This window comes from Flavonifractor sp. An4 (genome assembly GCF_002161755.1).
GTDB classification, from domain to species: Bacteria; Bacillota; Clostridia; order Oscillospirales; family Oscillospiraceae; genus Flavonifractor; species Flavonifractor avicola.
This window is the reverse complement of record NZ_NFIL01000011.1, coordinates 1-20,194: the sequence shown is the minus strand read 5'-3', so window position 1 is coordinate 20,194 and position 20,194 is coordinate 1. Positions and strand designations below refer to the sequence as shown.

At 61.7% G+C, this 20,194-nt stretch carries 31 protein-coding genes; 1 reads left to right on the top strand and 30 read right to left on the bottom strand.

Annotated elements, in window-relative coordinates:
* Nucleotides 1-9: 9 nt before the first annotated feature.
* The 21 genes from rpsE to B5F94_RS06695 form a co-directional block, all read right to left on the bottom strand.
* The gene (gene rpsE / locus B5F94_RS06795) at nucleotides 10-510 is read right to left on the bottom strand and encodes a 30S ribosomal protein S5 (RefSeq protein WP_087328901.1); all 501 of its coding nucleotides are present in this window, start codon (nucleotides 508-510) and stop codon (nucleotides 10-12) included.
* A gap of 17 nt (nucleotides 511-527) precedes the next feature.
* Entirely contained in the window at nucleotides 528-887 is a 360-nt protein-coding gene (rplR, locus tag B5F94_RS06790) for a 50S ribosomal protein L18 (protein WP_087187794.1), read from the bottom strand.
* Nucleotides 888-901: 14 nt separating this feature from the next.
* On the bottom strand, nucleotides 902-1,450 hold the full coding sequence (gene rplF / locus B5F94_RS06785; protein WP_087269164.1) for a 50S ribosomal protein L6: 549 nt from the start codon (nucleotides 1,448-1,450) through the stop codon (nucleotides 902-904).
* Nucleotides 1,451-1,466: 16 nt separating this feature from the next.
* On the bottom strand, nucleotides 1,467-1,865 hold the full coding sequence (gene rpsH / locus B5F94_RS06780) for a 30S ribosomal protein S8 (RefSeq protein ID WP_007494638.1): 399 nt from the start codon (nucleotides 1,863-1,865) through the stop codon (nucleotides 1,467-1,469).
* A gap of 371 nt (nucleotides 1,866-2,236) precedes the next feature.
* Nucleotides 2,237-2,422, bottom strand: a complete 186-nt coding sequence (locus B5F94_RS06775) for a type Z 30S ribosomal protein S14 (protein ID WP_006573415.1) — start codon at nucleotides 2,420-2,422, stop codon at nucleotides 2,237-2,239.
* Between the two features lie 14 nt (nucleotides 2,423-2,436).
* Nucleotides 2,437-2,991, bottom strand: coding sequence for a 50S ribosomal protein L5 (rplE, locus tag B5F94_RS06770; RefSeq protein ID WP_087187792.1), 555 nt, complete (start codon nucleotides 2,989-2,991; stop codon nucleotides 2,437-2,439).
* A 19-nt stretch (nucleotides 2,992-3,010) separates the two neighbouring features.
* Nucleotides 3,011-3,328 (bottom strand): 50S ribosomal protein L24, encoded by a 318-nt coding sequence (gene rplX / locus B5F94_RS06765; RefSeq protein ID WP_087187791.1) that lies wholly within the window; start codon nucleotides 3,326-3,328, stop codon nucleotides 3,011-3,013.
* Nucleotides 3,329-3,344: 16 nt separating this feature from the next.
* On the bottom strand, nucleotides 3,345-3,713 hold the full coding sequence (gene rplN, locus B5F94_RS06760) for a 50S ribosomal protein L14 (RefSeq protein ID WP_087187790.1): 369 nt from the start codon (nucleotides 3,711-3,713) through the stop codon (nucleotides 3,345-3,347).
* A gap of 12 nt (nucleotides 3,714-3,725) precedes the next feature.
* Nucleotides 3,726-3,986 carry a 30S ribosomal protein S17 gene (rpsQ, locus tag B5F94_RS06755; RefSeq protein ID WP_050617190.1) on the bottom strand — a complete coding sequence of 87 codons (261 nt, stop codon included), beginning with the start codon at nucleotides 3,984-3,986 and terminating at the stop codon, nucleotides 3,726-3,728.
* Nucleotides 3,987-4,003: 17 nt separating this feature from the next.
* The gene (rpmC, locus tag B5F94_RS06750; RefSeq protein ID WP_204220740.1) at nucleotides 4,004-4,201 is read right to left on the bottom strand and encodes a 50S ribosomal protein L29; all 198 of its coding nucleotides are present in this window, start codon (nucleotides 4,199-4,201) and stop codon (nucleotides 4,004-4,006) included.
* Nucleotides 4,202-4,203: 2 nt separating this feature from the next.
* A complete protein-coding gene (rplP, locus tag B5F94_RS06745; RefSeq protein ID WP_087187788.1) occupies nucleotides 4,204-4,638 on the bottom strand; it encodes a 50S ribosomal protein L16 in 435 nt (144 codons plus the stop codon).
* Nucleotides 4,638-5,501, bottom strand: a complete 864-nt coding sequence (gene rpsC / locus B5F94_RS06740) for a 30S ribosomal protein S3 (protein ID WP_087328899.1) — start codon at nucleotides 5,499-5,501, stop codon at nucleotides 4,638-4,640. Before rpsC ends, rplP begins: the two co-directional genes overlap by 1 nt.
* Before the next feature lie 15 nt (nucleotides 5,502-5,516).
* Nucleotides 5,517-5,849 carry a 50S ribosomal protein L22 gene (rplV, locus tag B5F94_RS06735; RefSeq protein WP_087269173.1) on the bottom strand — a complete coding sequence of 111 codons (333 nt, stop codon included), beginning with the start codon at nucleotides 5,847-5,849 and terminating at the stop codon, nucleotides 5,517-5,519.
* A 14-nt stretch (nucleotides 5,850-5,863) separates the two neighbouring features.
* Nucleotides 5,864-6,136 (bottom strand): 30S ribosomal protein S19, encoded by a 273-nt coding sequence (gene rpsS / locus B5F94_RS06730; protein WP_087187785.1) that lies wholly within the window; start codon nucleotides 6,134-6,136, stop codon nucleotides 5,864-5,866.
* Nucleotides 6,137-6,151: 15 nt separating this feature from the next.
* Nucleotides 6,152-6,985, bottom strand: a complete 834-nt coding sequence (gene rplB, locus B5F94_RS06725) for a 50S ribosomal protein L2 (RefSeq protein WP_087328897.1) — start codon at nucleotides 6,983-6,985, stop codon at nucleotides 6,152-6,154.
* 15 nt (nucleotides 6,986-7,000) lie between these two features.
* Complete coding sequence (gene rplW, locus B5F94_RS06720) at nucleotides 7,001-7,300, bottom strand: 50S ribosomal protein L23 (protein ID WP_087187783.1); 300 nt, start codon at nucleotides 7,298-7,300, stop codon at nucleotides 7,001-7,003.
* Nucleotides 7,300-7,920: a 50S ribosomal protein L4 gene (gene rplD / locus B5F94_RS06715; RefSeq protein WP_087187782.1), complete on the bottom strand. Its 621-nt coding sequence runs from the start codon at nucleotides 7,918-7,920 to the stop codon at nucleotides 7,300-7,302. The genes rplW and rplD overlap by 1 nt, the downstream gene beginning before the upstream one ends.
* Nucleotides 7,921-7,937: 17 nt before the next feature.
* Entirely contained in the window at nucleotides 7,938-8,663 is a 726-nt protein-coding gene (rplC, locus tag B5F94_RS06710; RefSeq protein ID WP_087187781.1) for a 50S ribosomal protein L3, read from the bottom strand.
* A 131-nt stretch (nucleotides 8,664-8,794) separates the two neighbouring features.
* Nucleotides 8,795-9,109, bottom strand: a complete 315-nt coding sequence (rpsJ, locus tag B5F94_RS06705; RefSeq protein WP_006573401.1) for a 30S ribosomal protein S10 — start codon at nucleotides 9,107-9,109, stop codon at nucleotides 8,795-8,797.
* A gap of 327 nt (nucleotides 9,110-9,436) precedes the next feature.
* On the bottom strand, nucleotides 9,437-10,435 hold the full coding sequence (locus B5F94_RS06700; RefSeq protein ID WP_087328895.1) for a hypothetical protein: 999 nt from the start codon (nucleotides 10,433-10,435) through the stop codon (nucleotides 9,437-9,439).
* 39 nt (nucleotides 10,436-10,474) lie between these two features.
* Nucleotides 10,475-10,879: a hypothetical protein gene (locus B5F94_RS06695; RefSeq protein WP_087328893.1), complete on the bottom strand. Its 405-nt coding sequence runs from the start codon at nucleotides 10,877-10,879 to the stop codon at nucleotides 10,475-10,477.
* Nucleotides 10,880-10,999: 120 nt separating this feature from the next.
* Between B5F94_RS06695 and B5F94_RS06690 the strand changes: the two genes are divergently transcribed.
* Complete coding sequence (locus B5F94_RS06690) at nucleotides 11,000-11,248, top strand: helix-turn-helix domain-containing protein (protein WP_087187779.1); 249 nt, start codon at nucleotides 11,000-11,002, stop codon at nucleotides 11,246-11,248.
* A gap of 53 nt (nucleotides 11,249-11,301) precedes the next feature.
* Here the strand turns inward: B5F94_RS06690 and aroE are convergent, their stop codons facing one another.
* From aroE to B5F94_RS06645, 9 genes are all read right to left on the bottom strand, one after another.
* On the bottom strand, nucleotides 11,302-12,699 hold the full coding sequence (aroE, locus tag B5F94_RS06685) for a shikimate dehydrogenase (protein WP_087328891.1): 1,398 nt from the start codon (nucleotides 12,697-12,699) through the stop codon (nucleotides 11,302-11,304).
* 36 nt (nucleotides 12,700-12,735) lie between these two features.
* Entirely contained in the window at nucleotides 12,736-13,167 is a 432-nt protein-coding gene (gene aroQ / locus B5F94_RS06680) for a type II 3-dehydroquinate dehydratase (RefSeq protein WP_087328889.1), read from the bottom strand.
* Nucleotides 13,164-13,658 (bottom strand): shikimate kinase, encoded by a 495-nt coding sequence (locus tag B5F94_RS06675; protein WP_087328887.1) that lies wholly within the window; start codon nucleotides 13,656-13,658, stop codon nucleotides 13,164-13,166. Before B5F94_RS06675 ends, aroQ begins: the two co-directional genes overlap by 4 nt.
* The gene (locus tag B5F94_RS06670; RefSeq protein WP_087328885.1) at nucleotides 13,655-14,818 is read right to left on the bottom strand and encodes a bifunctional chorismate mutase/prephenate dehydratase; all 1,164 of its coding nucleotides are present in this window, start codon (nucleotides 14,816-14,818) and stop codon (nucleotides 13,655-13,657) included. The genes B5F94_RS06675 and B5F94_RS06670 overlap by 4 nt, the downstream gene beginning before the upstream one ends.
* Before the next feature lie 15 nt (nucleotides 14,819-14,833).
* Nucleotides 14,834-15,868, bottom strand: a complete 1,035-nt coding sequence (gene aroC, locus B5F94_RS06665) for a chorismate synthase (protein WP_343212799.1) — start codon at nucleotides 15,866-15,868, stop codon at nucleotides 14,834-14,836.
* Nucleotides 15,865-17,094 (bottom strand): 3-phosphoshikimate 1-carboxyvinyltransferase, encoded by a 1,230-nt coding sequence (locus B5F94_RS06660; RefSeq protein ID WP_087328882.1) that lies wholly within the window; start codon nucleotides 17,092-17,094, stop codon nucleotides 15,865-15,867. The genes aroC and B5F94_RS06660 overlap by 4 nt, the downstream gene beginning before the upstream one ends.
* Entirely contained in the window at nucleotides 17,091-18,155 is a 1,065-nt protein-coding gene (gene aroB, locus B5F94_RS06655) for a 3-dehydroquinate synthase (RefSeq protein ID WP_087328880.1), read from the bottom strand. Before aroB ends, B5F94_RS06660 begins: the two co-directional genes overlap by 4 nt.
* A gap of 66 nt (nucleotides 18,156-18,221) precedes the next feature.
* The gene (gene aroF, locus B5F94_RS06650; protein ID WP_087187771.1) at nucleotides 18,222-19,241 is read right to left on the bottom strand and encodes a 3-deoxy-7-phosphoheptulonate synthase; all 1,020 of its coding nucleotides are present in this window, start codon (nucleotides 19,239-19,241) and stop codon (nucleotides 18,222-18,224) included.
* Nucleotides 19,242-19,578: 337 nt separating this feature from the next.
* Nucleotides 19,579-20,194: MATE family efflux transporter (locus tag B5F94_RS06645; RefSeq protein WP_242965616.1), on the bottom strand; the 616-nt coding region annotated here is incomplete at its 5' end.

Genomic DNA, 20,194 nt, shown 5'->3' with positions numbered 1-20,194 from the left:
CGGCCCTCCTTAACCTACGATCTCGCTGACGCTCTTGCCGCGGATGCGGGCGACCTCCTCAGGGCCACGGAGAGCCTTCAGGCCCTCGAAGGTGGCGGAGACCACGTTCTGCGGGTTGTTGGAGCGCAGGCACTTGGCGCGGATGTCACGGATGCCGGCGGCCTCCATGACGGCGCGGACGGGGCCGCCGGCGATGATGCCGGTACCGGGGGCAGCGGGCTTCAGCAGCACGCGGCCGGCGCCGAACTCACCAATGACCTCGTGGGGAATGGTAGTGCCGGACAGAGTCACGTTGCACATATTCTTCTTGGCATCCTCGATGCCCTTGCGGATGGCCTCGGGCACCTCAGCGGCCTTGCCCAGGCCGAAGCCCACGCGGCCCTTCTCGTCGCCTACCACCATCAGGGCGGCAAACTTGAAGATACGACCGCCCTTGACGGTCTTGGACACGCGGTTCAGGGCAACCAGCTTCTCGGTGAACTCGCTGGGTTCTCTTTCAAAACGAGCCATTTAATCTTCCTCCTCCCTTAGAACTGCAGGCCGCCCTCACGGGCGCCTTCGGCCAGGGCCTGCACGCGGCCGTGGTAGACGTAACCGCCGCGGTCGAACACGACGTTCTCGATGCCGGCGGCCTTGGCGCGCTCGGCGACAGCCAGGCCAACCTTCTTGGCAGCCTCGCAGTCGGAGCCCTTGCCCTCAAAGCCCTTTTCCATGGAGGAAGCGGACACCAGAGTCTTGCCGTTCACATCGTCGATGATCTGGGCATAGATGTTGGTGTTGCTGCGGAACACGTTGAGACGGGGACGCTCGGGCGTGCCGGAAATCTTGCCGCGCACTCTCTTGTGGCGCTTAAGCCGCTGAGCGTTGGTATCGGGTCTGTTGATCATAGTGGCACACCTCCTTATTTCTTCTTGACGCCGGTCTTGCCTTCCTTGCGGCGGATGACCTCGTCGGTGTATTTGATGCCCTTGCCCTTATAAGGCTCGGGGGGACGCTTCTCGCGCACTTCGGCGGCGAACTGGCCGACCTTCTGCTTGTCGACGCCGCTGATGACGATCTTGTTGGCGCTGGGCACTTCGATGGAGATGCCGTCGATCTCCTCGACGACCACCTGATGAGAGAAGCCCAGGTTCATGACCAGCTTGTTGCCTTCCTTGGCCACACGGTAGCCGACGCCGTTGACGTCCAGCTCCTTCTTGTAGCCCTCGGTCACGCCCACCACCATGTTGTGCAGCAGGGTGCGGGTCAGGCCGTGGAGGCTGCGGTTCTCCTTCTCGTCATTGGGGCGGGTGACATGGATGACATCGCCCTCCTGGGCAATGTTCATGTTGGGGTGCAGCTGCTGGGTCAGGGTGCCCTTGGGACCCTTCACGGTAACCAGGTTACCGGCTTCGATCTTCACGTCCACACCGGCGGGGATGGAGATCGGCATTCTTCCGATACGAGACATTTTCTACTCTCCCTCCTTACCAGACAAACGCCAGGACCTCGCCGCCGACATGGGCTGCGCGGGCAGCCTTGTCAGTCATGACGCCCTTGGACGTGGACACGATGGCAATACCCAGGCCGTGGAGGACCCGGGGCAGCTCGTCAGCACCGGCATAGACACGCAGGCCGGGCTTGGAAACGCGGCGAAGACCAGTGATGACCTTCTCCTTGCCGGGGTTGTACTTCAGAGTAACGCGGATGACGCCCTGAGTGCCGTCGTCGATCAGCTGGAAGTTCTTGATATAGCCCTCATCCAGCAGGATCTGCGCGATGGACTTTTTCATGTTGGACGCGGGGACGTCCACGGTGTCATGCTTGGCGTTGTTCGCGTTGCGGATGCGGGTCAGCATATCCGCAATGGGGTCTGTGATGTGCATGAGTTTACCCTCCTTTTTGAATTACGGGCCGTGAGAAGACCCGTTAAGGCGGTAAGGTATCGGAGTTCGCGGGGCTCCGACCTTTTAACCGTCTGCCAAGGATTTATTATATCGTGAAAATCCTCTTATGAAAAGGAAAAAGTGACGTTCCGCCAAACTTTTGGAGGAATGCCCTACCCTACCCCGCGGGGAGCGCGCCGCTTATCCATTTTTCACAGTCAGATCGTCACAATCGCAGAGTTTTTCTCCTAAACGGAGAATTTTATTTTTTGGACTGCAAGGCAAATCCAAAAACCTCATCACGCAACGCAAGCGCCTGACGTGCTTTCGCACGCCGGGCGCGGGCGTTTGCGTCATTCAGGCTGTCCTGATTACCAGGAGGCCTTCTTCACACCGGGGATCTGGCCCTTGTAAGCCAGCTCGCGGAAGCAGATACGGCAGATGCCGTAGTCCCGCAGGTAGGCGTGGGGACGGCCGCAGATCTTGCAGCGATTGTAGCGGCGGGTGGAGAACTTGGGCTCCGCCTGCTGCTTCAGGATCATAGACTTCTTAGCCATTACGTTCTCCTCCTTTAGCGGGCAAAGGGAGCGCCGATCAGGGTCAGCAGCTCTTTGGCCTCTTCGTCGGTCTTGGCGGTGGTGCAGATGACCACGTCCAGGCCGCGGATCTTGTCGATCTTATCGTACTCGATCTCGGGGAAGATCAGCTGCTCCTTGATGCCCAGGGCGTAGTTGCCGCGGCCATCGAAAGAGTTGCCGTTGATGCCCCGGAAGTCACGCACGCGGGGCAGGGCCACGTTGAACAGGCGGTCCAGGAACTCCCACATACGGTCGGCACGCAGGGTGACCTTGGCGCCGATGGGCATACCCTCACGCAGCTTAAAGTTAGCCACGGACTTCTTAGCCTTGGTGATGATGGCCTTCTGGCCGGTGATCTTGGTCAGATCGCCCACAACAGCCTCCAGAACCTTGGCATTGTCGCGGGCCTCGCCGCAGCCGCAGTTGACCACGATCTTGTCGATCTTGGGGATCTGCATGGTGGACTTGTAGCCGAACTTCTGCATCAGAGCAGGAGCGACCTCGGCCTGGTACTTTGCCTTCAGGTTGGGCACTTTCTTATCAGCCATTGTCTATACTCCTCCTCTCTCAGATCTCGGCGCCGCACTTCTTGCAGATGCGGACCTTCTTGCCGTCGGCCAGCAGCTTGTGAGCGGGCCGGGTGGGCTTGTTGCACTTGGGGCAGACGCGCTGCACCTTGCAGGCGTAGATGGGGGCTTCCTTCTTGATGATGCCGCCCTGCTCGCCCTGCTTGCGGGGCTTGGTGTGACGGGAGACCACGTTGATCTTCTCGACGACGACCTTGCCCTCCTTGGGCATGACCTCCAGGACCTTGCCCTGCTTGCCCTTGTCCTTACCGGACAGGACGATGACGGTATCGTCCTTACGAATGCTCATCTTATTCATGTCTTCTCCTACCCCCTTACAGCACTTCGGGAGCCAGGGACAGGATCTTCATATAATCCTTGTCGCGCAGCTCGCGGGCCACGGGCCCAAAGATACGGGTACCGCGGGGATTCTTGTCGTCCTTGATGAGGACGGCGGCGTTCTCGTCAAAGCGGACGTAGCTGCCGTCGGCGCGGCGGACGCCCTTAGCGGAACGGACGATAACGGCCTTCACGACCTCGCCCTTCTTCACGGTGCCGCCGGGCTGAGCCTTGCGGACGGAAGCCACGATCACGTCGCCGATGTTGCCAAACTTGCGGCTGGAGCCGCCCAGCACGCGGATGGTCTTAATTTCCTTGGCGCCGGTGTTGTCGGCCACCTTCAGATAAGTTTCCTGCTGAATCATACCGGCACCTCCTTACTTCGCCTTCTCGATGATCTCGACGACGCGCCAGCGCTTGTCCTTGGACAGGGGCCGGGTCTCCATGACCCGCACGCGGTCGCCGATGCCACACTCGTTGTTCTCGTCGTGGGCCTTCAGCTTGTAAGTGCTCTTGACGATCTTCTTGTACAGGGGGTGGGCCACACGGTCGGCGATGGCCACCACCACGGTCTTGTCCATCTTATCGGAAACCACCAGGCCGACTCTGGTCTTGCGGGAAGAAGTTCTGTTTTCCATGATCTAGTTCCTCCTTCTTATCGGCCTGCGAGCTCGAGCTCACGGATGATGGTCTTGACGCGGGCGATATCCCGCTTGACCTCAGCGATCTTCACCGGGTTGTCCAGCTGATTGGTGGCGTGCTGAAGACGGAGCTGGAAGAGATCCTTCTTCAGGTCGCCCAGCTTGCTGGTCAGCTCCTCGGCGCTCATCTTACGGATTTCAGTAGCCTTCATCTTCATTCACCACCATTCTCGGTCTCGGCGGTCTCTTTCGCCACGATCTTGCACTTGACAGGCAGCTTGTGGGAAGCGAGACGCAGGGCCTCGCGGGCGATCTCCTCGGAGACGCCGGCGATCTCGAACATAACACGGCCGGGCTTCACCACGGCCACCCAGTACTCGGGGGAACCCTTACCGGAACCCATGCGGGTCTCAGCGGGCTTCTCAGTGATGGGCTTATCGGGGAAGATCTTGATCCAAACCTTACCGCCACGCTTGGTGTAACGGGTCATGGCGATACGGGCGGCCTCGATCTGGTTGCTGGTGATCCAGCTGGGCTCAGTGGCCTGCAGACCGAACTCACCATAGGTCACGGTGTTGCCCTTCAGGGCCTTGCCCTTCAGGCGGCCGCGGTGCACGCGGCGATACTTAACGCGCTTAGGCAGCAGCATTACTGAGCGCCTCCTTCCTTGGCAGCGGCAGGACGAGCGCCGCCCTGAGGACGGGCACCGCCCTGGGGACGGTTGTTATTGAAACCACCCTGGCGGTTGCCGCCGTTGCGGTTGAAGCCACCGTTGCGGTTGAAGCCGCCCTTACGGTCACCGTCGCGGCGGTCGCGGCGGGGACGGTCGGAACGCTCCTTGAAGTTCTTGGTGTCCAGGGTGCGGGGGGTGGTGCGCAGGGTCTGAGTGAGCACCTCGCCCTTGTAGATCCACACCTTCACGCCGATGCGGCCGTAGGTGGTGGCAGCCTCAGCGAAGCCGTAGTCGATGTCGGCGCGCAGAGTCTGCAGGGGGATGGTGCCGTCGTGATAGTGCTCGGTGCGGGCGATCTCAGCGCCGCCCAGACGGCCGGACACCTGAGTCTTGATGCCGCGGGCGCCGATGCGCATAGCGCGGCCCATGGCGTTCTTCATGGCGCGGCGGAAGCCGATGCGCTTCTCCAGCTGCTGAGCGATGTTCTCGGCCACCAGCTGAGCGTCCATGTCGGGGCTCTTGACCTCAACAATGTTGAGGGCCACGCTCTTGCCGATCATCTTCTCCACCTTCAGGCGCAGGGCCTCGATGGCCTCGCCGCCCTTACCGATGACCACACCGGGACGGGCGCAGTGCAGATAGATGCGCACCTTGGCGTTGTCGCGCTCGATCTCGATCTTGGGGATACCGGCGGAATACAGGGTCTTCTTCAGGTAGTCCCGGATCTTCTTGTCCTCCACCAGCAGGTCGCCCACCTTCTCGTTGCGGGCATACCAGCGGGAGTCCCAATCCTTAATGACACCCACGCGCAGGCCGTGGGGATTCACTTTCTGTCCCATATTCTTCCTCCTCCCTTAGCGCTCAGCCACGCAGATGGTGATGTGAGAAGTGCGCTTGTTGATCCGATAGGCGCGGCCCTGAGCCCGGGGACGCATCCGCTTGATGATGGGGCCGGGGCAGGCGAACACCTGGGAAACATACAGCTTCTCGGGGTCCATCTGATGGTTGTTCTCCGCGTTGGCAGCGGCGCTCTTGAGGAGCTTGAGCAGCAGCTCGGAGGCAGCCTTGGGGGTGGCCATCAGGATGGCGGTGGCCTGGGCTACACTCTTGCCGCGGATCAGGTCACAGACGATCTGGACCTTACGGGGAGAGATACGGGTATATCTCAGATGTGCTTTAGCTTCCATATTCTCTCTCCTCCTTACTTACCAGACTTGGCGCCGGCGTGGCCGCGGAAGGTACGGGTGGGGGCGAACTCGCCCAGCTTGTGGCCAACCATATCCTCGGTCACATAGACGGGAACGTGCTTGCGGCCGTCGTGCACGGCAAAGGTGTGTCCGACGAAGGAGGGGAAGATGGTGGAGGCGCGGCTCCAGGTCTTCAGAACCTTCTTCTCGCCGGTCTGATTCATTTCGTCGACCCGCTTCAGCAGCTCGGGAGCGCAAAAGGGGCCCTTCTTGATACTTCTGCTCATCTTTTACTGCCTCCCTTACTTCGCGTTGCGGTGCTTGACGATGAACTTCTCGGTGCGGTTCTTCAGCTTGCGGGTCTTGTAACCCATAGCAGGCTTGCCCCAGGGGGTAACAGGGCCGGGACGACCGACAGGGCTCTTGCCCTCGCCGCCGCCGTGGGGGTGGTCATTGGGGTTCATGACGGAACCACGCACGGTGGGACGCCAACCCATGTGACGCTTACGGCCGGCCTTACCGATCTGGATGTTGGCCCAGTCGGTGTTGCCGACCTGGCCGATGGTGGCCTTGCAGTTCTCGCGGATATAACGCACCTCGCCGGAGGGCAGACGAACCTGAGCCATGCCGTTCTCCTTGGCCATCAGCTGAGCGGCCTCGCCAGCGGCGCGGACCAGCTGGGCGCCCTTGCCGGGGTAGAGCTCGATGCAGTGGATCATTTCGCCCACGGGGATGTTGGCGATGGGCAGGCAGTTGCCGGGCAGGATGTCGGCCTCGGGACCGGTCATGATGATGTGGCCGGACTTCAGGCCCACAGGAGCCAGGATATAGCGCTTCTCGCCGTCCTCATACTGGATGAGGGCGATGTTGGCGGAACGGTTGGGATCGTACTGCAGGTTGATGACAGTAGCGGTGCCTTCCTTGTCGCGCTTGAAGTCGATGATGCGGTACTTCTTCTTGTTACCGCCGCCGCGATGGCGGACGGTGATGCGGCCGTAGCTGTTGCGGCCGGCATTCTTCTTCAGGTTCTCCAGCAGGCTGCGCTCGGGCTTGGCCTTCTTGTCGATGCCCTCGAAGGCGCTCACGGTCATGTGGCGGCGGGAGGGCGTAGTGGGCTTATAAGTTTTGATAGCCATTGTTCCTTATCCTCCTTACACCATGCCCTCGAAGAACTCGATGGTCTTGGAGTCCTCGGTCAGGGTAACCATAGCCTTCTTCCAGTTGGCGCGGCGGCCAGCGGGGAAGCGGCCGGTGCGCTTGGCCTTACCCTGCATATTCAGGGTGTTGACCTTGGCGACCTTCACGCCGAAGATCTCCTCGACGGCCTTGGCGATCTCGATCTTGTTCGCGCTCTTGGCCACCTCGAAGGTGTACTTCTTGGCCTCGGTCTCGGCCATGGACTGCTCGGTGATGATGGGGCGCTTGATGATATCATAAGCGGTGGTAGCCATTACGCAAACACCTCCTCGATGACGGCCAGAGCGGCCTTATCTACGATAAACTTGCCAGCGTTCACGATGTCGTACACGCTGAGGATCTTGGCGGTGGTGGTCACCACGCCGGGGATGTTGCGGGCGGACTTGATGACGGTCTCGTTGACCTCGGGGGTCACGATGACGGCCTTCTTGGCGCCCACAGTGCTCAGAAAGCCCTGCATGGCCTTGGTCTTGATGGAGTCCATGGTCAGGCTGTCCACAACCACGATGTCGCCGGAGGCGGCCTTGGCGGACAGAGCGGACTTCAGAGCCAGACGCTTGACCTTCTTGTTCAGCACGTAGCTGTAGTCGCGGGGCTTGGGAGCAAAGACGATACCACCGTGAGTCCACTGGGGAGCGCGGGTGGAACCCTGACGGGCACGGCCGGTGCCCTTCTGGCGCCAGGGCTTGATGCCGCCGCCGGAAACCTCGGCGCGGGTCAGAGCGGACTGGGTGCCCTGACGGCAGTTGGCCAGGTGGTTCTTAACCACCTCGTGGACAACGGTCTGATTGGGCTCGATCCCGAACACAGCTTCGGAGAGCTCCACTTCGCCGACCTGGTTGCCGGCCATGTTCACAAGAATTGCCTTAGGCATTTGAGTTCTCTCCTTTCTTACTTGTTACGGGCGGAAGCCTTCTGGGGATTGACGCGGGCGGAAGCCTTCTGCGGGTTGACGCTGGCGTTGGCAGCGGCGCCCTTCTCCTTGACGTTGATCACGGAGTTGCGCAGGTACACGATGCCGCCCTTGGGGCCGGGGATGGCGCCGCGGACAGCGATGATGCCCAGCTCGGAGTCAACCTTGATGACGTCCAGGTTCAGAACAGTAACCTGCTCGTTACCCATCTGGCCGGCGCCGATCTTACCCTTGAAGATACGGGAGGGATCGGTGCTGGAGCCCATGGAGCCGGCGTGACGGTGCACAGGGCCGGTACCGTGGGATTCCTTCAGGCGGTGAGCGCCGTGACGCTTGATAACGCCCTGATAGCCGTGGCCCTTGCTGATGCCGGTCACGTCCACGCGGTCGCCCTCGGCGAACACGTCAACCTTGACCTCGTCGCCCACGTTGAGGGCGTCGCAGTTGTCCAGCTTGAACTCCTTCAGGGTGCTCTTGCGAGCGTCGCCAGCCTTCTTCAGGTGACCCAGCTCAGGCTTGGTGAGCTTCTTCTCAGCTACGTCGCCGTAGCCCAGCTGAACGGCGTTGTAGCCGTCCTTCTCCTCGGTCTTCTTCTGCACCACGGTGCAGGGGCCCGCCTCGATGACGGTGACCGGGATGACCTTGCCGGCTTCGTCGAAGATCTGCGTCATGCCGACCTTCTTGCCGATAATGGCCTTTTCCATGTGTTTTCCTCCTTAATAAGGTTATTGGTTGGGCGAGTTACCCATTGGACTGGTATTGCTCGGCCAACTTGACCCGTCCGCCTCAAAACGCGGCGGACTGCGGTACAAACAAAGGAATGGATCGCTGTCTCTTACAGCTTGATCTCGATCTCCACACCGGCGGGGAGCTCCAGGCTCATCAGGGCCTCGACGGTCTTGGGAGAGGGCTTGAGGATGTCGATCAGGCGCTTGTGAGTGCGGCGCTCGAACTGCTCGCGGGAGTCCTTGTACTTATGGACGGCGCGCAGGATGGTGACGACTTCCTTCTTGGTGGGCAGGGGGATGGGCCCGGACACGGAAGCGCCGGTGCGCTTGGCGGTCTCAACGATCTTCTCAGCGCTCTGGTCGATGAGCTGATGATCGTAGGCCTTCAGACGGATGCGGATCATTTCTTTCTGAGCTGCCATGGTGTTTGTTCCTCCTTAAACATACGAAGTGGTGCGCTTTTGCCGGGTCCACGGGGCCAAAGCGCGGTGTCTTTCCTCGCTTCGTACGGTGAGAGATTTCAGTACACGTTTCCGTGCGTATCACTCCGTGACATGAAGAAAACCGGCACAAGCAGGCCGGTTTTACCCATACATGGCGATATACGCCGTGTACAGATCCCTCAGCCGCCCGATTCTAGCTCGGACATACTCCGCGGAAGTTACCTCATTGCTGAGCAATCTCCCGCATCATCGCAGACTGCGCCCCAAACAGGCGCTTGATTATGATACTCTAAAACCAATTCCCTGTCAAGAGCTTTCCCGGTTTTTTTGAAAAATTTTTGTCTCTGCCGGAGCAGGCAGGAAAAGGGCCGCCTGTCCCAGCAGCAAAAGCACGGGAATCAGGGAATAGTGGTACCGCCCCGCCACCTCCACCAGCATCTGGGCGCAGGTCAGCCCCAGCACATACAGGGGCAGCAAAACCACAGCGAAGCGCTCCCGGTTTCGCCACAGCCGGACCAGGGCACCTCCCGCCAGTACCATGGCTGCATAATAGAATCCGTTGCAGGCCAGGGCAAACAGCTTGGTATGCCGCACCACGCTGCCCACATAGCCCACGCAGGCGTGGTCAGAGCCCAGAAAAGCCCTCAGTTTATCCCGCAGCAGAGGCAGCAAGGCCACCTTCCCGGAGGTGATGCGGTCTTTGGCAGCCTCCAGCGCTCCCTCCTGAGCCTGCTGGGCGGTGGCCCCCGGCGCATCGCCGAGGGAAAAGAGCAGCTGGCTGTCCTCCTGGTTCCATGCCCCGCCGGAATCTTGGTTGAATCCCACCAGAACACTGTAGCCCGGTGTGGTGGAGGGCTCCTCCCCAATGCGGCGGGTCAAATTGGCCTGCCACAGCAGGCCGGTGACGGCATAGACCGCCAGCAGGGCGGCCAGCAGCCCCAGCCAGTACCGCCGGGATTCTTCCAGCAGCCATTCCTCCGGCTTCAGCACCAGGCGCCAGCTCAGTAGAGCAATGATCACCACCGCCGCAATGGGACGCACCCCGTTGAACCACCGCAGCACCAGCCCCGCTGCCACCCCCCGCAGGATGGGCCGTCTCCCTTCCCCTGCCGTCAGCAGCACCAGGGCTCCCAGCATCAGAGTGGTATAGAGGGGCTCGGACAGAACCAGACTATTATAAATGGTCTGGGAGGGGCAGGCGATCCACAACAGATAGGCGGAAATCCCGGCAGGCGGTCCCCACCACCGCCGCCCCAACAGGAAAAGAAAACTGCCGGAGACAGCGGTGAGGACCACATTGAGCATCTGGGCCAGCAGTTCCCCCGGCCCCAGCAGGCGGATAAATCAGCTGAGGAAGGAGGAGTAGCCGAAGATATGGGGAAAGAGGGCCATATACCGCCCGCCCTCCAGTACCGGCTGCTGGGCCAGGGCATTGGCATAGCCCCAGAAGGTGGCGTAATCCCCGGATGGGGTTACCCGTACCAGGAGCACCCAGGCCCCTTTGACCGCCAGGCAGAGCAGGGTAAGTACCAGCCAGATCCTGACCGCCCCCAGTTGCTCCAGCCAACGGCACAGCAGCGGCAACCCCTTCCAGCCCGCTATCAGGACGGGAACTGCCAGCGCCAGGGCCTTCCAGGTCTCCCCATTCTGCTCCACCCCCAGCACCAGCCCGCCGACCAGCAGAGCCAGAGTCAACGCCAGCATGATCCGGGTCAAAAGGCCGGCCCCTGCCGTCAAACGCCGTTCCATCGTCTTCGCCCCCTCCTGACCTTACATTTTTCAGTTTTGTCCTATGATAGGACAACTCAGGACGATTTTCAGTATAACGTTGGGGTTGTCCTATGTCAAGACAAAAGGAGGTGTATTCTCATGGCCAGGATCATTGACGGGACTGCCAAAAACCTGGTGGGCGAGCAGGTGCGGGCCCTGCGCATCAAGCGGGGCATGAGCCAGCAGGCCCTGTCCGATAAGCTGGAAACCATGGCGATCTATGTCTGCCGGGGCTCGGTCTCCCGGATTGAGGACCGGCAGCGTACGGTCACCGACATCGAGCTGTACGGCCTGTCCCAGGTGCTGGGGGTGCCCATCTCCCAACTCTTTGGTCCCGACGAGCAATAAAAAAGGAGTCCCCGACGTCCATTGGAACGTCGGGGGCTCCTTTCTACGTTATCTTATAGCACTTCGGCAATCCGCTTTTTCATCTCGGCGGCGTCAATTTCGGTCTGGGTAAAGTGCTCCAGAGCCAGCACCGCCTGGTTGACCAGCAGGCCCAGCCCGTTAATGGCCTTGTGGCCCCGCTTTTTGGCCTGGCGGAGCAATTCGGTTTCAGCGGGAATGTAGATCAGATCCACCACCGGCACGCCGGGCTTCAAATGATCCAGGAAGGAGAAGTCGGCAAACTGTCCGGCGGTGTCCGCCATTCCCAGGGAGGTGCAATTCACCAGCAGGTCGCACTCCTCCGCCGCCCGGGCCAGTTCATCCTGGGAAAAGCCCGCCGGATGAAGGTGCTCCGGGTCGTGGTCACAGATGGCCTGAGCCTTGTCGAGGGTACGGTTGCACACGATGACCCCCGCCCCGGCCTGGGCCAGCTTGAGACATACTGCCTTGGCGGCGCCTCCCGCCCCCAGTACCGTCACCTTTTTACCCGCCGGGTCGATGCCCTCGTCGGCCAGTGCCCGGAGGAAGCCCTCGCCATCGGTGTTATAGCCGTAGGTTTTGCCCTCCCGGATACAGACGGTGTTCACCGCTCCGATAAGCCTGGCGTCCTCGTCCAGCTCATCCAGCAGGGGCACCAGTTCCTCCTTGTGGGGCATGGTGGCGTTGAATCCGGCGTACCCGGCAAATTTGGCACACTCCAGCCATTCCCTGCACTGTCCCCGGGGCACCGGCTGACACAGATACACATAGTCCAGACCCAGAGCCTTGAGCATGGTATTCTGGATCAGAGGGGACTTGGAGTGGGCCACCGGGTCCCCGATGACGCACAGCTTGCGGGTGGTGTTTTTCAGTTCCACATTCATATCCATCTCTCCCCGTTCGCCCTCCGGCCGGTGGTCGGGGAGGGCGGCGTTGATTGCCAGGGCCACCAGCAATCCCACAATGGTCTCAATCATGCGGGCAGCGGCGTAGTAATACCGGGTCACACCGGTGACGCCGGTGATGAGAATGACACAGGGCAGGATGCAGGCCATGCCGCAGGCGGTGGGCCGCTTGATGAGCAGACACAACCAAACCCCTGCCACACATACCACACCAAGAATGATGGTCTTGAGCCAGAAATGCTCCAGGGCCGGTCCCAGCAGCAGGGTGGCGGTACCCAGGGCGCCGCCCACAATGACGCCGATGAGGCGGGAAATACCCTGGCGGAAGGTCTGACCCAGGGTGCTCTGGGTGCAGATGATGCAGGCAATACAGGCATACAGAGGCCCCATCTGCCCCAAAATACCTCCCAGCTCCTCCCGATAGGTGAGGCCAAAGGGAAGGAACAGCGCATAGGACACCATCACCGCCACAGCGGTCTTGATGACCCGCATTCCGATGCGGGGCAGGGGAACGGAAGGATGTTTCATAATCTCTCCTTGCTCATTTATGGAAGCTCTCTTCGGTTACATCTCTCTGGCGAGAAAGTAACCCATTGCTGCCTCGTAGCCATACAGCCCCAGGCCGCAGATCTGACCCACACAGGCGGGGGCGGTGACACTCTTGTGCCGGAACTCCTCCCGCTGGTGGACGTTGGAGATATGGACCTCGATGCAGGGCACATCCACCGCCTTCAGGGCGTCCAGAATGGCGTAGGAGTAGTGGGTAAAGGCCCCCGGATTCATGACGATGGCGTCATACACCCCGTCTGCGGCGTGGATGGCGTCAATGATGGCCCCCTCGTGGTTGGACTGGAAGCAGCTGGCGGTGGAACCGTGGGCGGCGGCAAACTCCTCCAGCCGCTTGCACAGGCTCTCATAGGTGTTCTCCCCATAAATACCCGGCTCCCGCTTGCCCAGCAGGTTCAGGTTGGGTCCGTTGATGACGAGAAATTTCATTTCAGCACCTCCAAAATCCGCTGGACGGTCTCCGCCGGGGTGGCCTGGACATCCACCACATGGTCCGCCCACTCCAGGTAGATGGGCTCCCGTCCGGCGTACCGCTCCAGGAAGGCCTCTCTCCCCTGCTGGCCCAGGGGGCGGCCACCCATAGACACATTGTCGTAGATCTCCCCCGGGTCCCGCCGTAGGAAAATCACCGTACCACTCTCTTTCAGGGAAGCAATGGAATCCGCCCGGGTGGGCAGGCCGCCGCCGCAGGCAATGACCTGACTCTTCCGCTGGGCCAGTTCCTCCGCCGCGCCCAACTCCCAGTCCCGGAAGAAGGCCTCTCCCTCCTTGGCAAAGATGTCGGGGATGGACCGGCCCAAGGCCTCCTCAATATATTGGTCGGTATCCACGAAGGTGAAGCCCAGTTCCTTGGCCAGCAACCTGCCCACCGTGGACTTGCCGCAGCCCATCATGCCGATGAGCACCACGTTGTCCCTCATGCCTGTTCCTCCCAGGCTTTGTAGTTGCCCAGAATGCGCACCTCGGTGGCCAGCTGGCTCAGCTCGTGGAGCACCCCGTCCATGCCGGGGGCGGTGAGGTCGCCGGTGAAATCCAGGAAGAAGAGGTACTCAAAACCCCGCCCGGGGATGGGCCGGGACTCGATCTTCAGCAGGTTGAGCCCCTGGACTGCAAAGATGGTAAGGATCTCATGGAGGGAGCCGCTTTGGTGGGGCAGACGGAACACGGCGCTGATCTTATTGCGCTCCGGCCGCAGTTCAGGCACCGGGGACACCACCGCAAACCGGGTATGGTTCATGGTATTGTGGTTGACCCGTTCAGCCAGGATGTTGAGGCCGTACAACTGGGCAGCCCGCTTGGAGCAGATGGCGGCAGCGGTGTGGTCTCCCTTCTCCGCCACCAGCTTGGCAGAACCGGCGGTGTCCAGGGTGGGCACCCGCTTCCAGTCCCGATGGGCATCCAGATACTTCTCGCTCTGCATCAGCCCCTGCTCATGGGAATAGACGGTTGTAATCTGGGACAGTTCCACGCCCGGCAGTGCTGCCAGGCAGTGCTCCACCGGCACCTGCCACTCTCCCACAATGTAATAGCGGTACTGGGCCATCAGGTCGTATACCTGCCGGATAGACCCGGTGGAGGAGTTCTCCACCGGTAGCATGGCGTAATCCACCTCACCACTCTCCAGCGCAGCGAACACATCGTTGAACCAGGGCTTGCCCACGCTGTTCACGTCCCCGCCGAAGAAACCCACGGTGGCCTCCTCGCTGTAGCAGCCCGGCTCCCCCTGGTAGGCCACCCGGGGATTGGCCACCGGCTGACGCACTCTGGCCAGGTCGGCCAGATAGGCGGCGTAGCCCGGGTCCTCCGCCCCCTCCTTCACCAGATGGCGCTGCTGGCGGCGGGAGATGGCCATGATGCTCTCATAGAGCGCCGCCAGATCCGCCTTCCGGGCGGGATCGTCGGTCAGGGCCGTCTTGGCGGCAATGACCTGCTTCTCCCGGCTGGCGTCCAGCACCGGGATGCCCTCCCGCTGCTTGTATTCCCCCACCTTGCCGGTGACGGCCATCCGCTCCAGAAAGAGTTTGACCAGTTCCCCGTCGATGCGGTCGATCTCCTGCCGATATTGCTCCAGTTCCGTCATATCCATCGCTCCTTATCAGATGCCCAATACAGCGCAGGCCGCCAGGGCAGCCGCCGCCTCGATCACCGGCACCGCCCGGGGGACGATGCAGGGATCATGGCGGCCGTGGATCTCAATTTCCGTCACCTCCCCGGTCCGCAGGTCCACGCTCTCCTGCGGCAGAGAGATGGAAGGAGTGGGCCGGATGGTGACCTCAAAGGTCACCGGCATCCCGTTGGTGATGCCGCCATTGATGCCCCCGGCGTGGTTGGTCTTGGTGACCACCTTGCCGTCCTCCACGGCAAAGGGGTCGTTGGCCTCGCTGCCCCGCATGAGGGAGAAGGCCACGCCGGCCCCGAACTCAATGCCCTTCACCGCGGGTACAGCGAAGAGGTACTGGGAGAAGATACCCTCCACATTGCAGCCGAAGTCGGGGGCGCCCAGTCCGGCGGGCAGGCCGGTGACGACGCACTCAATGGCGCCGCCCACGCTGTCCTGCTCCTCCTTGGCCTCCAGAATGGCCTGGCGCATCTCCTCTCCCTTGCTGTCATTCAGTACCGGGAAGGATTTGGCCGCCACAGCTTTCAGTTCCTCCGGGTCCTCCAGGGCGGCGTCGCAGATGCCGTAGATGGAGCTGATGTGGGCACCCACCTGAACACCCCGGCCCGCCAGCACCTGCTTGGCTACCGCGCCGGCGGCCACCAGCGGGGCGGTGAGGCGGCCGGAAAAGTGGCCGCCTCCCCGATAGTCCAGACAGCCTCTGCTCTTGATGAATCCGGCGTAATCCCCGTGGCTGGGCCGGGGGGTGTACCGGATGGATTCATAGTCCTTGGAGTGCTGGTCGGAGTTGCGGATCACCATAGCCAGAGGGGCCCCGGTGGTCTTGCCCTCAAACACCCCGGAGAGCACCTCCACCAGGTCGCTCTCCTTCCGGGCAGTTGCAGTGGGGTCCTGGCCCGGCTTGCGACGGTCCAGTTCCTTCTGCACCTGTTCCAGATCCAGCTCCAGCCCGGCAGGTACCCCCTCCAGCACCACGCCGATGGCAGGGCCGTGGGACTCCCCGAAGATCATATGTCGCATATCAGTTCTCCTCCCAATCTGCGGTAATCCTCCCAGAACCGTGGATAGGACTTCTTGACGCACTCCGCACCAGTGATGGTCACCGGCGCTTCGCACCGGATGGCGGCAATGGCCGCCATCATGGCAATACGGTGGTCGTTGTGGCCGGAGACGGTAACGCCTCCAGCCAGCTTCTCCTTTCCATGGATCACCAGATGGTCCTCATATTCCTCCACCTGGGCCCCCAGGGCGTTGAGCACTTCGGTCACGGTAGCCAGCCGGTCGCTCTCCTTGATCCGCAGCCGCCCGGCATTGACAATGCGGGTGGTCTCCCCCGATCGCAGGGCGGCCATGGCGGCCAGAGGGGGCACCAGATCGGGGCACTGGCTTACATCCAGGTCCAGGCTGCCGATCCCCTGCAGCTGGTCATAAAATCCGGCAATGGCCCGGTCCCCCTGAACGGAGGCCTGATCCAGCCCGCCGATCTCCACCGGGCAGCCCAGGAATTTAGCTCCGTACCAGAAGGCGGCGTTGGACCAGTCGGCCTCAATGGCCAGATTCTGATGCTGGTAATACTGATTTCCCGGCACACGGAAGGTGCGCTTGCCGTCGTATTCCGCCTTTACTCCAAACCGTTCCAGGGCGTCCAGGGTCATGTCCACATAGCCCCGGCTCTCCAGGCCGGTGGTGAGTACGATTTCGCTGTCCCCCTCCAGCAGGGGCAGGGCGTACAGCAGGCCGGTAATAAACTGGGAGGACACGTTGCCCGGCAGGGTGTAGACGCCGGGGGCCAGCTTGCCCCGCACCGTCAGCACCCCGTCCTTCTGCTCATAGAAGATGCCCTTCTCCCGGAAGAGGGCGAAGTAGGGGTCCTGAGGCCGCTCCATCAGCCGCCCGTGGCCGGTGAACTTGCCGCCCCCCTTGAGGGCCAGAGCCACCGGAATGAGAAAGCGGAGGGTGGAGCCGCTCTCCCCGCAGTCCATCACCTCGGGGGCGGGCTCCTCATGGCCGTCCACCAGGTCGGCCCCCCGGATGATAGTACCGTCGGCGGAGGCGTCGGCGTCCAGGGTGCGCATACACCGCAGGGTGGCCTGGATATCCTCCGACAGGTCCACGTTGGATAGCTTGCAGAAGCCGTCGGACAGAGCGGCGGCAATGATGAGCCGATGGGCCTGGCTCTTGGACGGGGGCGGCGTCACCGTCCCTTTCAGGACCGCCGGCGTAATGGTCACATTCATTTCAGTTCCTCCAGCAGTGCGGCTTTGGGCATTTTATGGGGGATGGCCCGGCCCATCTCTTCCAGCAGGATCACGCTGATGTCCGCCCCCGCCCCCTTCTTGTCCAGACCAATGGCGGCGGCATACTCCTCCGCCGTACAAGAGATCTCCACCGGCAGATCCAGAGCGGTGAGAACGGCGGCAATCCTGTCCGCCGTCCCCGCCGGAGTAATCCCCAGCCGCTCCCCCAGTCCGGCGGCCTTCACCATACCGGCGGCCACCGCCTGACCGTGGGTCCATGTTTCATAGTGGCCCGCCTTCTCATAGGCGTGACCCAGGGTGTGGCCGAAGTTGAGCAGCATCCGTTTTCCCGTGTCCCGCTCGTCCTCTTCCACAACAATTCGTTTTAAATTGCAGCAGGTATACAGAACGTGTTCGATTTCCGCCATAATTTCCTTTCGGCTGGGCCGGTGGGCCAGGAAATCAAAGAAGGTCCCGTCCAGGATACAGCCGTACTTGATGACCTCTGCCATACCGTCGGCAAAAGTGGCGTCGGGCAGGGTATCCAGGGTATCCGGGTCCATCAGCACCAGCTTGGGCTGCCAGAAGGCACCGGCCAGATTCTTGCCCGCCTCCAGGTCGATGGCCACCTTGCCTCCCACAGAGGAGTCCACCTGGGCAAGCAGGGTGGTGGGGATCTGGACAAAGTCCACCCCACGCAGGATAGTAGCTGCGGCAAAGCCCGCCAGGTCCCCCACCACGCCGCCGCCCAGAGCCACCACGGCATCGGTACGGGTGAGCCCGGCGGCCATCATGGCCTCCCACAGGCCGGCCAGCTGACCGGCACACTTGGAGGCCTCTCCGGCGGGCACAACATGGATCGTCACAGAAAACCCGGCGGCGGTGAGGCTTGCTTCCAGCCGGGGGGCATAGAGGGGGGCCACGTTGGAGTCGGTGACCACAAAGAGCCTGCCCGCCCGGGGCAGGGCCTTCCGGCAGTATGCTCCCGCCTGGTCCAGCAGGCCCCGCTGGATCAGGATATCATATTCCCGCCCCGGCAGGGCAACGGTGAGGGTCTTCATGGGCACTTCGTCCTTTCCATAATACCGTAGGAGCAATCTTTCTGGCCGCCCCTGCGTCATTTCTTTTTATTTTACCAACTTTTTCTCCACCAGGTCAACCAGCATACCCACCTTGTGCATGAGGGCGTCGAACTTCTGGGGGGTGAGGGACTGCTGGCCGTCACACTTGGCGTGGGCGGGATCGTTGTGTACCTCGATGATGAGGCCGTCGGCGCCAGCCGCCACGGCCGCCAGGGCCAGGGGCTCCACCATCCAGTACATTCCGGCGGCGTGGGAGGGGTCCACGATGACGGGCAGGTGGCTCATCTGCTTGACGGCGGGGATGGCGGACACGTCCAGAGTGTTGCGGGTGTAGGTCTCAAAGGTGCGCACCCCCCGCTCGCACAGGATCACGTTCTCGTTGCCCTCGGCCATGATGTACTCGGCGGACATAATCCACTCCTCGTAGGTGTTGGACAGGCCCCGCTTGAGCAGGATGGGCTTGCTCATCTTGCCCACTTCCTTAAGCAGCTCAAAGTTCTGCATATTGCGGGCGCCCACCTGGACCACGTCCACCTCCCGCTCAAAGAGGTCGGCCATCCGGGGGTCCATGATCTCGGTGACGATGGGCAGACCGGTCTTGGCCCGGGCCTCCACCAGCAGATCCAGGCCGGGAGCACCCATGCCCTGGAAGGAGTAGGGGGAGGTGCGGGGCTTGAAGGCGCCGCCCCGGAGCATGGCCGCGCCGGAGCGCTTCACGTCCTCGGCTACGGCGCAGATCTGCTCCTCGCTCTCCACCGAGCAGGGGCCGGCAATGACGGAGAAGTTGCCGCCGCCGATCTTGGCATTGCCCACGGTGACCACCGTGTCCTCGGGGTGGAACTTGCGGTTGGCCTTCTTGTAGGGCTCCTGCACCCGCATGACCCGCTCCACGTTGGGGTTGATGGAAATCTTGTCCATATCCACGGCGGTGGTATCACCCACCAGGCCCAGAATGGTGCAGCCCACGCCGTTGGTAATGCCCACTTCCAGGCCCAGCTGCTTCAGTTTATCTGCCAGATGTTGAATATCCTCCTGCCGGGTACCGGGCTTCATGACGACTACCATATGACACGCTTCCTTTCCAGTGACAAAAATAGGCGCTCATTGATGAAATCAATGAGCGCCCTGTCTGTGTTACAAGGTAATATCAGGCCCCATAGGGCCCACCCATTTACTCCATCCTGCTATTTTCCCATGCCAAAAAAGCCGGTGCCCATAAATCGAGCCCAGCCAAAGGAAAACAGGAAGGATGCAGTTGTGAGGGAACGTCTGGTCATGCCTGTACGCCTCACTTTTCTAGGTTGGAGTCATTATACCCTCTTTTTCCCGTGATTGCAACGGGAATTGTGTACAAATACCGCCGGAGTTTTCTCCACTCTCACTGTGTTTTCCCCCTGTCCGGTCACATGGGCGCGCTTTGCAGCTCGCCGTGGGGCATATGCCGCAGCAGCTGCCGCAGGCAGAGGGCGAAGAGCACCGAGCTGATGGACCAGGTGAGGGGATAGGCCCAATAGACCACCCGGATGTCGGGGATGACCCGCACGGTAAGGGTGATGTAGGTGATACGCAGGGCGCACCACACCGTCAGCATAATGGCCATGGGTACGATGGGCCGCCCCATGCCCCGCAGGATGCCGGCGCAGCAGTGGGAGAAGGACAGCAGGCAGTAGAACAGGGACACCGTACGGGCGTAGGCCACACCAAAGGCCACCACCTCCGGCTCGCTGTTGAAGGCGGCCACCAGCAGCGGGGAGGCCAGGAAGATGATCCCGCCGATGGCCTCTGCCAAAATGGGGCTGCACACCAGGCCGAACTTCATACCTGCCCGCACCCGGTCGAAGCGGTGGGCGCCCAGGTTCTGGCTGATAAAGGTGGACAGGGCCAACGCGAAGCAGGTCACCGGCAGGAAAGCAAAGCCTTCGATACGGCTGTAGGCGCCACAGCCCGCCATGGCAGCGGAATCAAAGGAATTGATGTTGGCCTGGACAATGACGTTGGCCAGGGAGACCACCGAGCTC

Coding starts and splice junctions, on each gene's coding strand:
- rpsE (WP_087328901.1), bottom strand. CDS start 510: ATGGCTCGTTTTGAAAGAGAACCCAGCGAGTTCACCGAGAAGCTGGTT.
- rplR (WP_087187794.1), bottom strand. CDS start 887: ATGATCAACAGACCCGATACCAACGCTCAGCGGCTTAAGCGCCACAAG.
- rplF (WP_087269164.1), bottom strand. CDS start 1,450: ATGTCTCGTATCGGAAGAATGCCGATCTCCATCCCCGCCGGTGTGGAC.
- rpsH (WP_007494638.1), bottom strand. CDS start 1,865: ATGCACATCACAGACCCCATTGCGGATATGCTGACCCGCATCCGCAAC.
- B5F94_RS06775 (WP_006573415.1), bottom strand. CDS start 2,422: ATGGCTAAGAAGTCTATGATCCTGAAGCAGCAGGCGGAGCCCAAGTTC.
- rplE (WP_087187792.1), bottom strand. CDS start 2,991: ATGGCTGATAAGAAAGTGCCCAACCTGAAGGCAAAGTACCAGGCCGAG.
- rplX (WP_087187791.1), bottom strand. CDS start 3,328: ATGAATAAGATGAGCATTCGTAAGGACGATACCGTCATCGTCCTGTCC.
- rplN (WP_087187790.1), bottom strand. CDS start 3,713: ATGATTCAGCAGGAAACTTATCTGAAGGTGGCCGACAACACCGGCGCC.
- rpsQ (WP_050617190.1), bottom strand. CDS start 3,986: ATGGAAAACAGAACTTCTTCCCGCAAGACCAGAGTCGGCCTGGTGGTT.
- rpmC (WP_204220740.1), bottom strand. CDS start 4,201: ATGAAGGCTACTGAAATCCGTAAGATGAGCGCCGAGGAGCTGACCAGC.
- rplP (WP_087187788.1), bottom strand. CDS start 4,638: ATGCTGCTGCCTAAGCGCGTTAAGTATCGCCGCGTGCACCGCGGCCGC.
- rpsC (WP_087328899.1), bottom strand. CDS start 5,501: ATGGGACAGAAAGTGAATCCCCACGGCCTGCGCGTGGGTGTCATTAAG.
- rplV (WP_087269173.1), bottom strand. CDS start 5,849: ATGGAAGCTAAAGCACATCTGAGATATACCCGTATCTCTCCCCGTAAG.
- rpsS (WP_087187785.1), bottom strand. CDS start 6,136: ATGAGCAGAAGTATCAAGAAGGGCCCCTTTTGCGCTCCCGAGCTGCTG.
- rplB (WP_087328897.1), bottom strand. CDS start 6,985: ATGGCTATCAAAACTTATAAGCCCACTACGCCCTCCCGCCGCCACATG.
- rplW (WP_087187783.1), bottom strand. CDS start 7,300: ATGGCTACCACCGCTTATGATATCATCAAGCGCCCCATCATCACCGAG.
- rplD (WP_087187782.1), bottom strand. CDS start 7,920: ATGCCTAAGGCAATTCTTGTGAACATGGCCGGCAACCAGGTCGGCGAA.
- rplC (WP_087187781.1), bottom strand. CDS start 8,663: ATGGAAAAGGCCATTATCGGCAAGAAGGTCGGCATGACGCAGATCTTC.
- rpsJ (WP_006573401.1), bottom strand. CDS start 9,109: ATGGCAGCTCAGAAAGAAATGATCCGCATCCGTCTGAAGGCCTACGAT.
- B5F94_RS06700 (WP_087328895.1), bottom strand. CDS start 10,435: ATGCTCAATGTGGTCCTCACCGCTGTCTCCGGCAGTTTTCTTTTCCTG.
- B5F94_RS06695 (WP_087328893.1), bottom strand. CDS start 10,879: ATGGAACGGCGTTTGACGGCAGGGGCCGGCCTTTTGACCCGGATCATG.
- B5F94_RS06690 (WP_087187779.1), top strand. CDS start 11,000: ATGGCCAGGATCATTGACGGGACTGCCAAAAACCTGGTGGGCGAGCAG.
- aroE (WP_087328891.1), bottom strand. CDS start 12,699: ATGAAACATCCTTCCGTTCCCCTGCCCCGCATCGGAATGCGGGTCATC.
- aroQ (WP_087328889.1), bottom strand. CDS start 13,167: ATGAAATTTCTCGTCATCAACGGACCCAACCTGAACCTGCTGGGCAAG.
- B5F94_RS06675 (WP_087328887.1), bottom strand. CDS start 13,658: ATGAGGGACAACGTGGTGCTCATCGGCATGATGGGCTGCGGCAAGTCC.
- B5F94_RS06670 (WP_087328885.1), bottom strand. CDS start 14,818: ATGACGGAACTGGAGCAATATCGGCAGGAGATCGACCGCATCGACGGG.
- aroC (WP_343212799.1), bottom strand. CDS start 15,868: ATGATCTTCGGGGAGTCCCACGGCCCTGCCATCGGCGTGGTGCTGGAG.
- B5F94_RS06660 (WP_087328882.1), bottom strand. CDS start 17,094: ATGAATGTGACCATTACGCCGGCGGTCCTGAAAGGGACGGTGACGCCG.
- aroB (WP_087328880.1), bottom strand. CDS start 18,155: ATGAAGACCCTCACCGTTGCCCTGCCGGGGCGGGAATATGATATCCTG.
- aroF (WP_087187771.1), bottom strand. CDS start 19,241: ATGGTAGTCGTCATGAAGCCCGGTACCCGGCAGGAGGATATTCAACAT.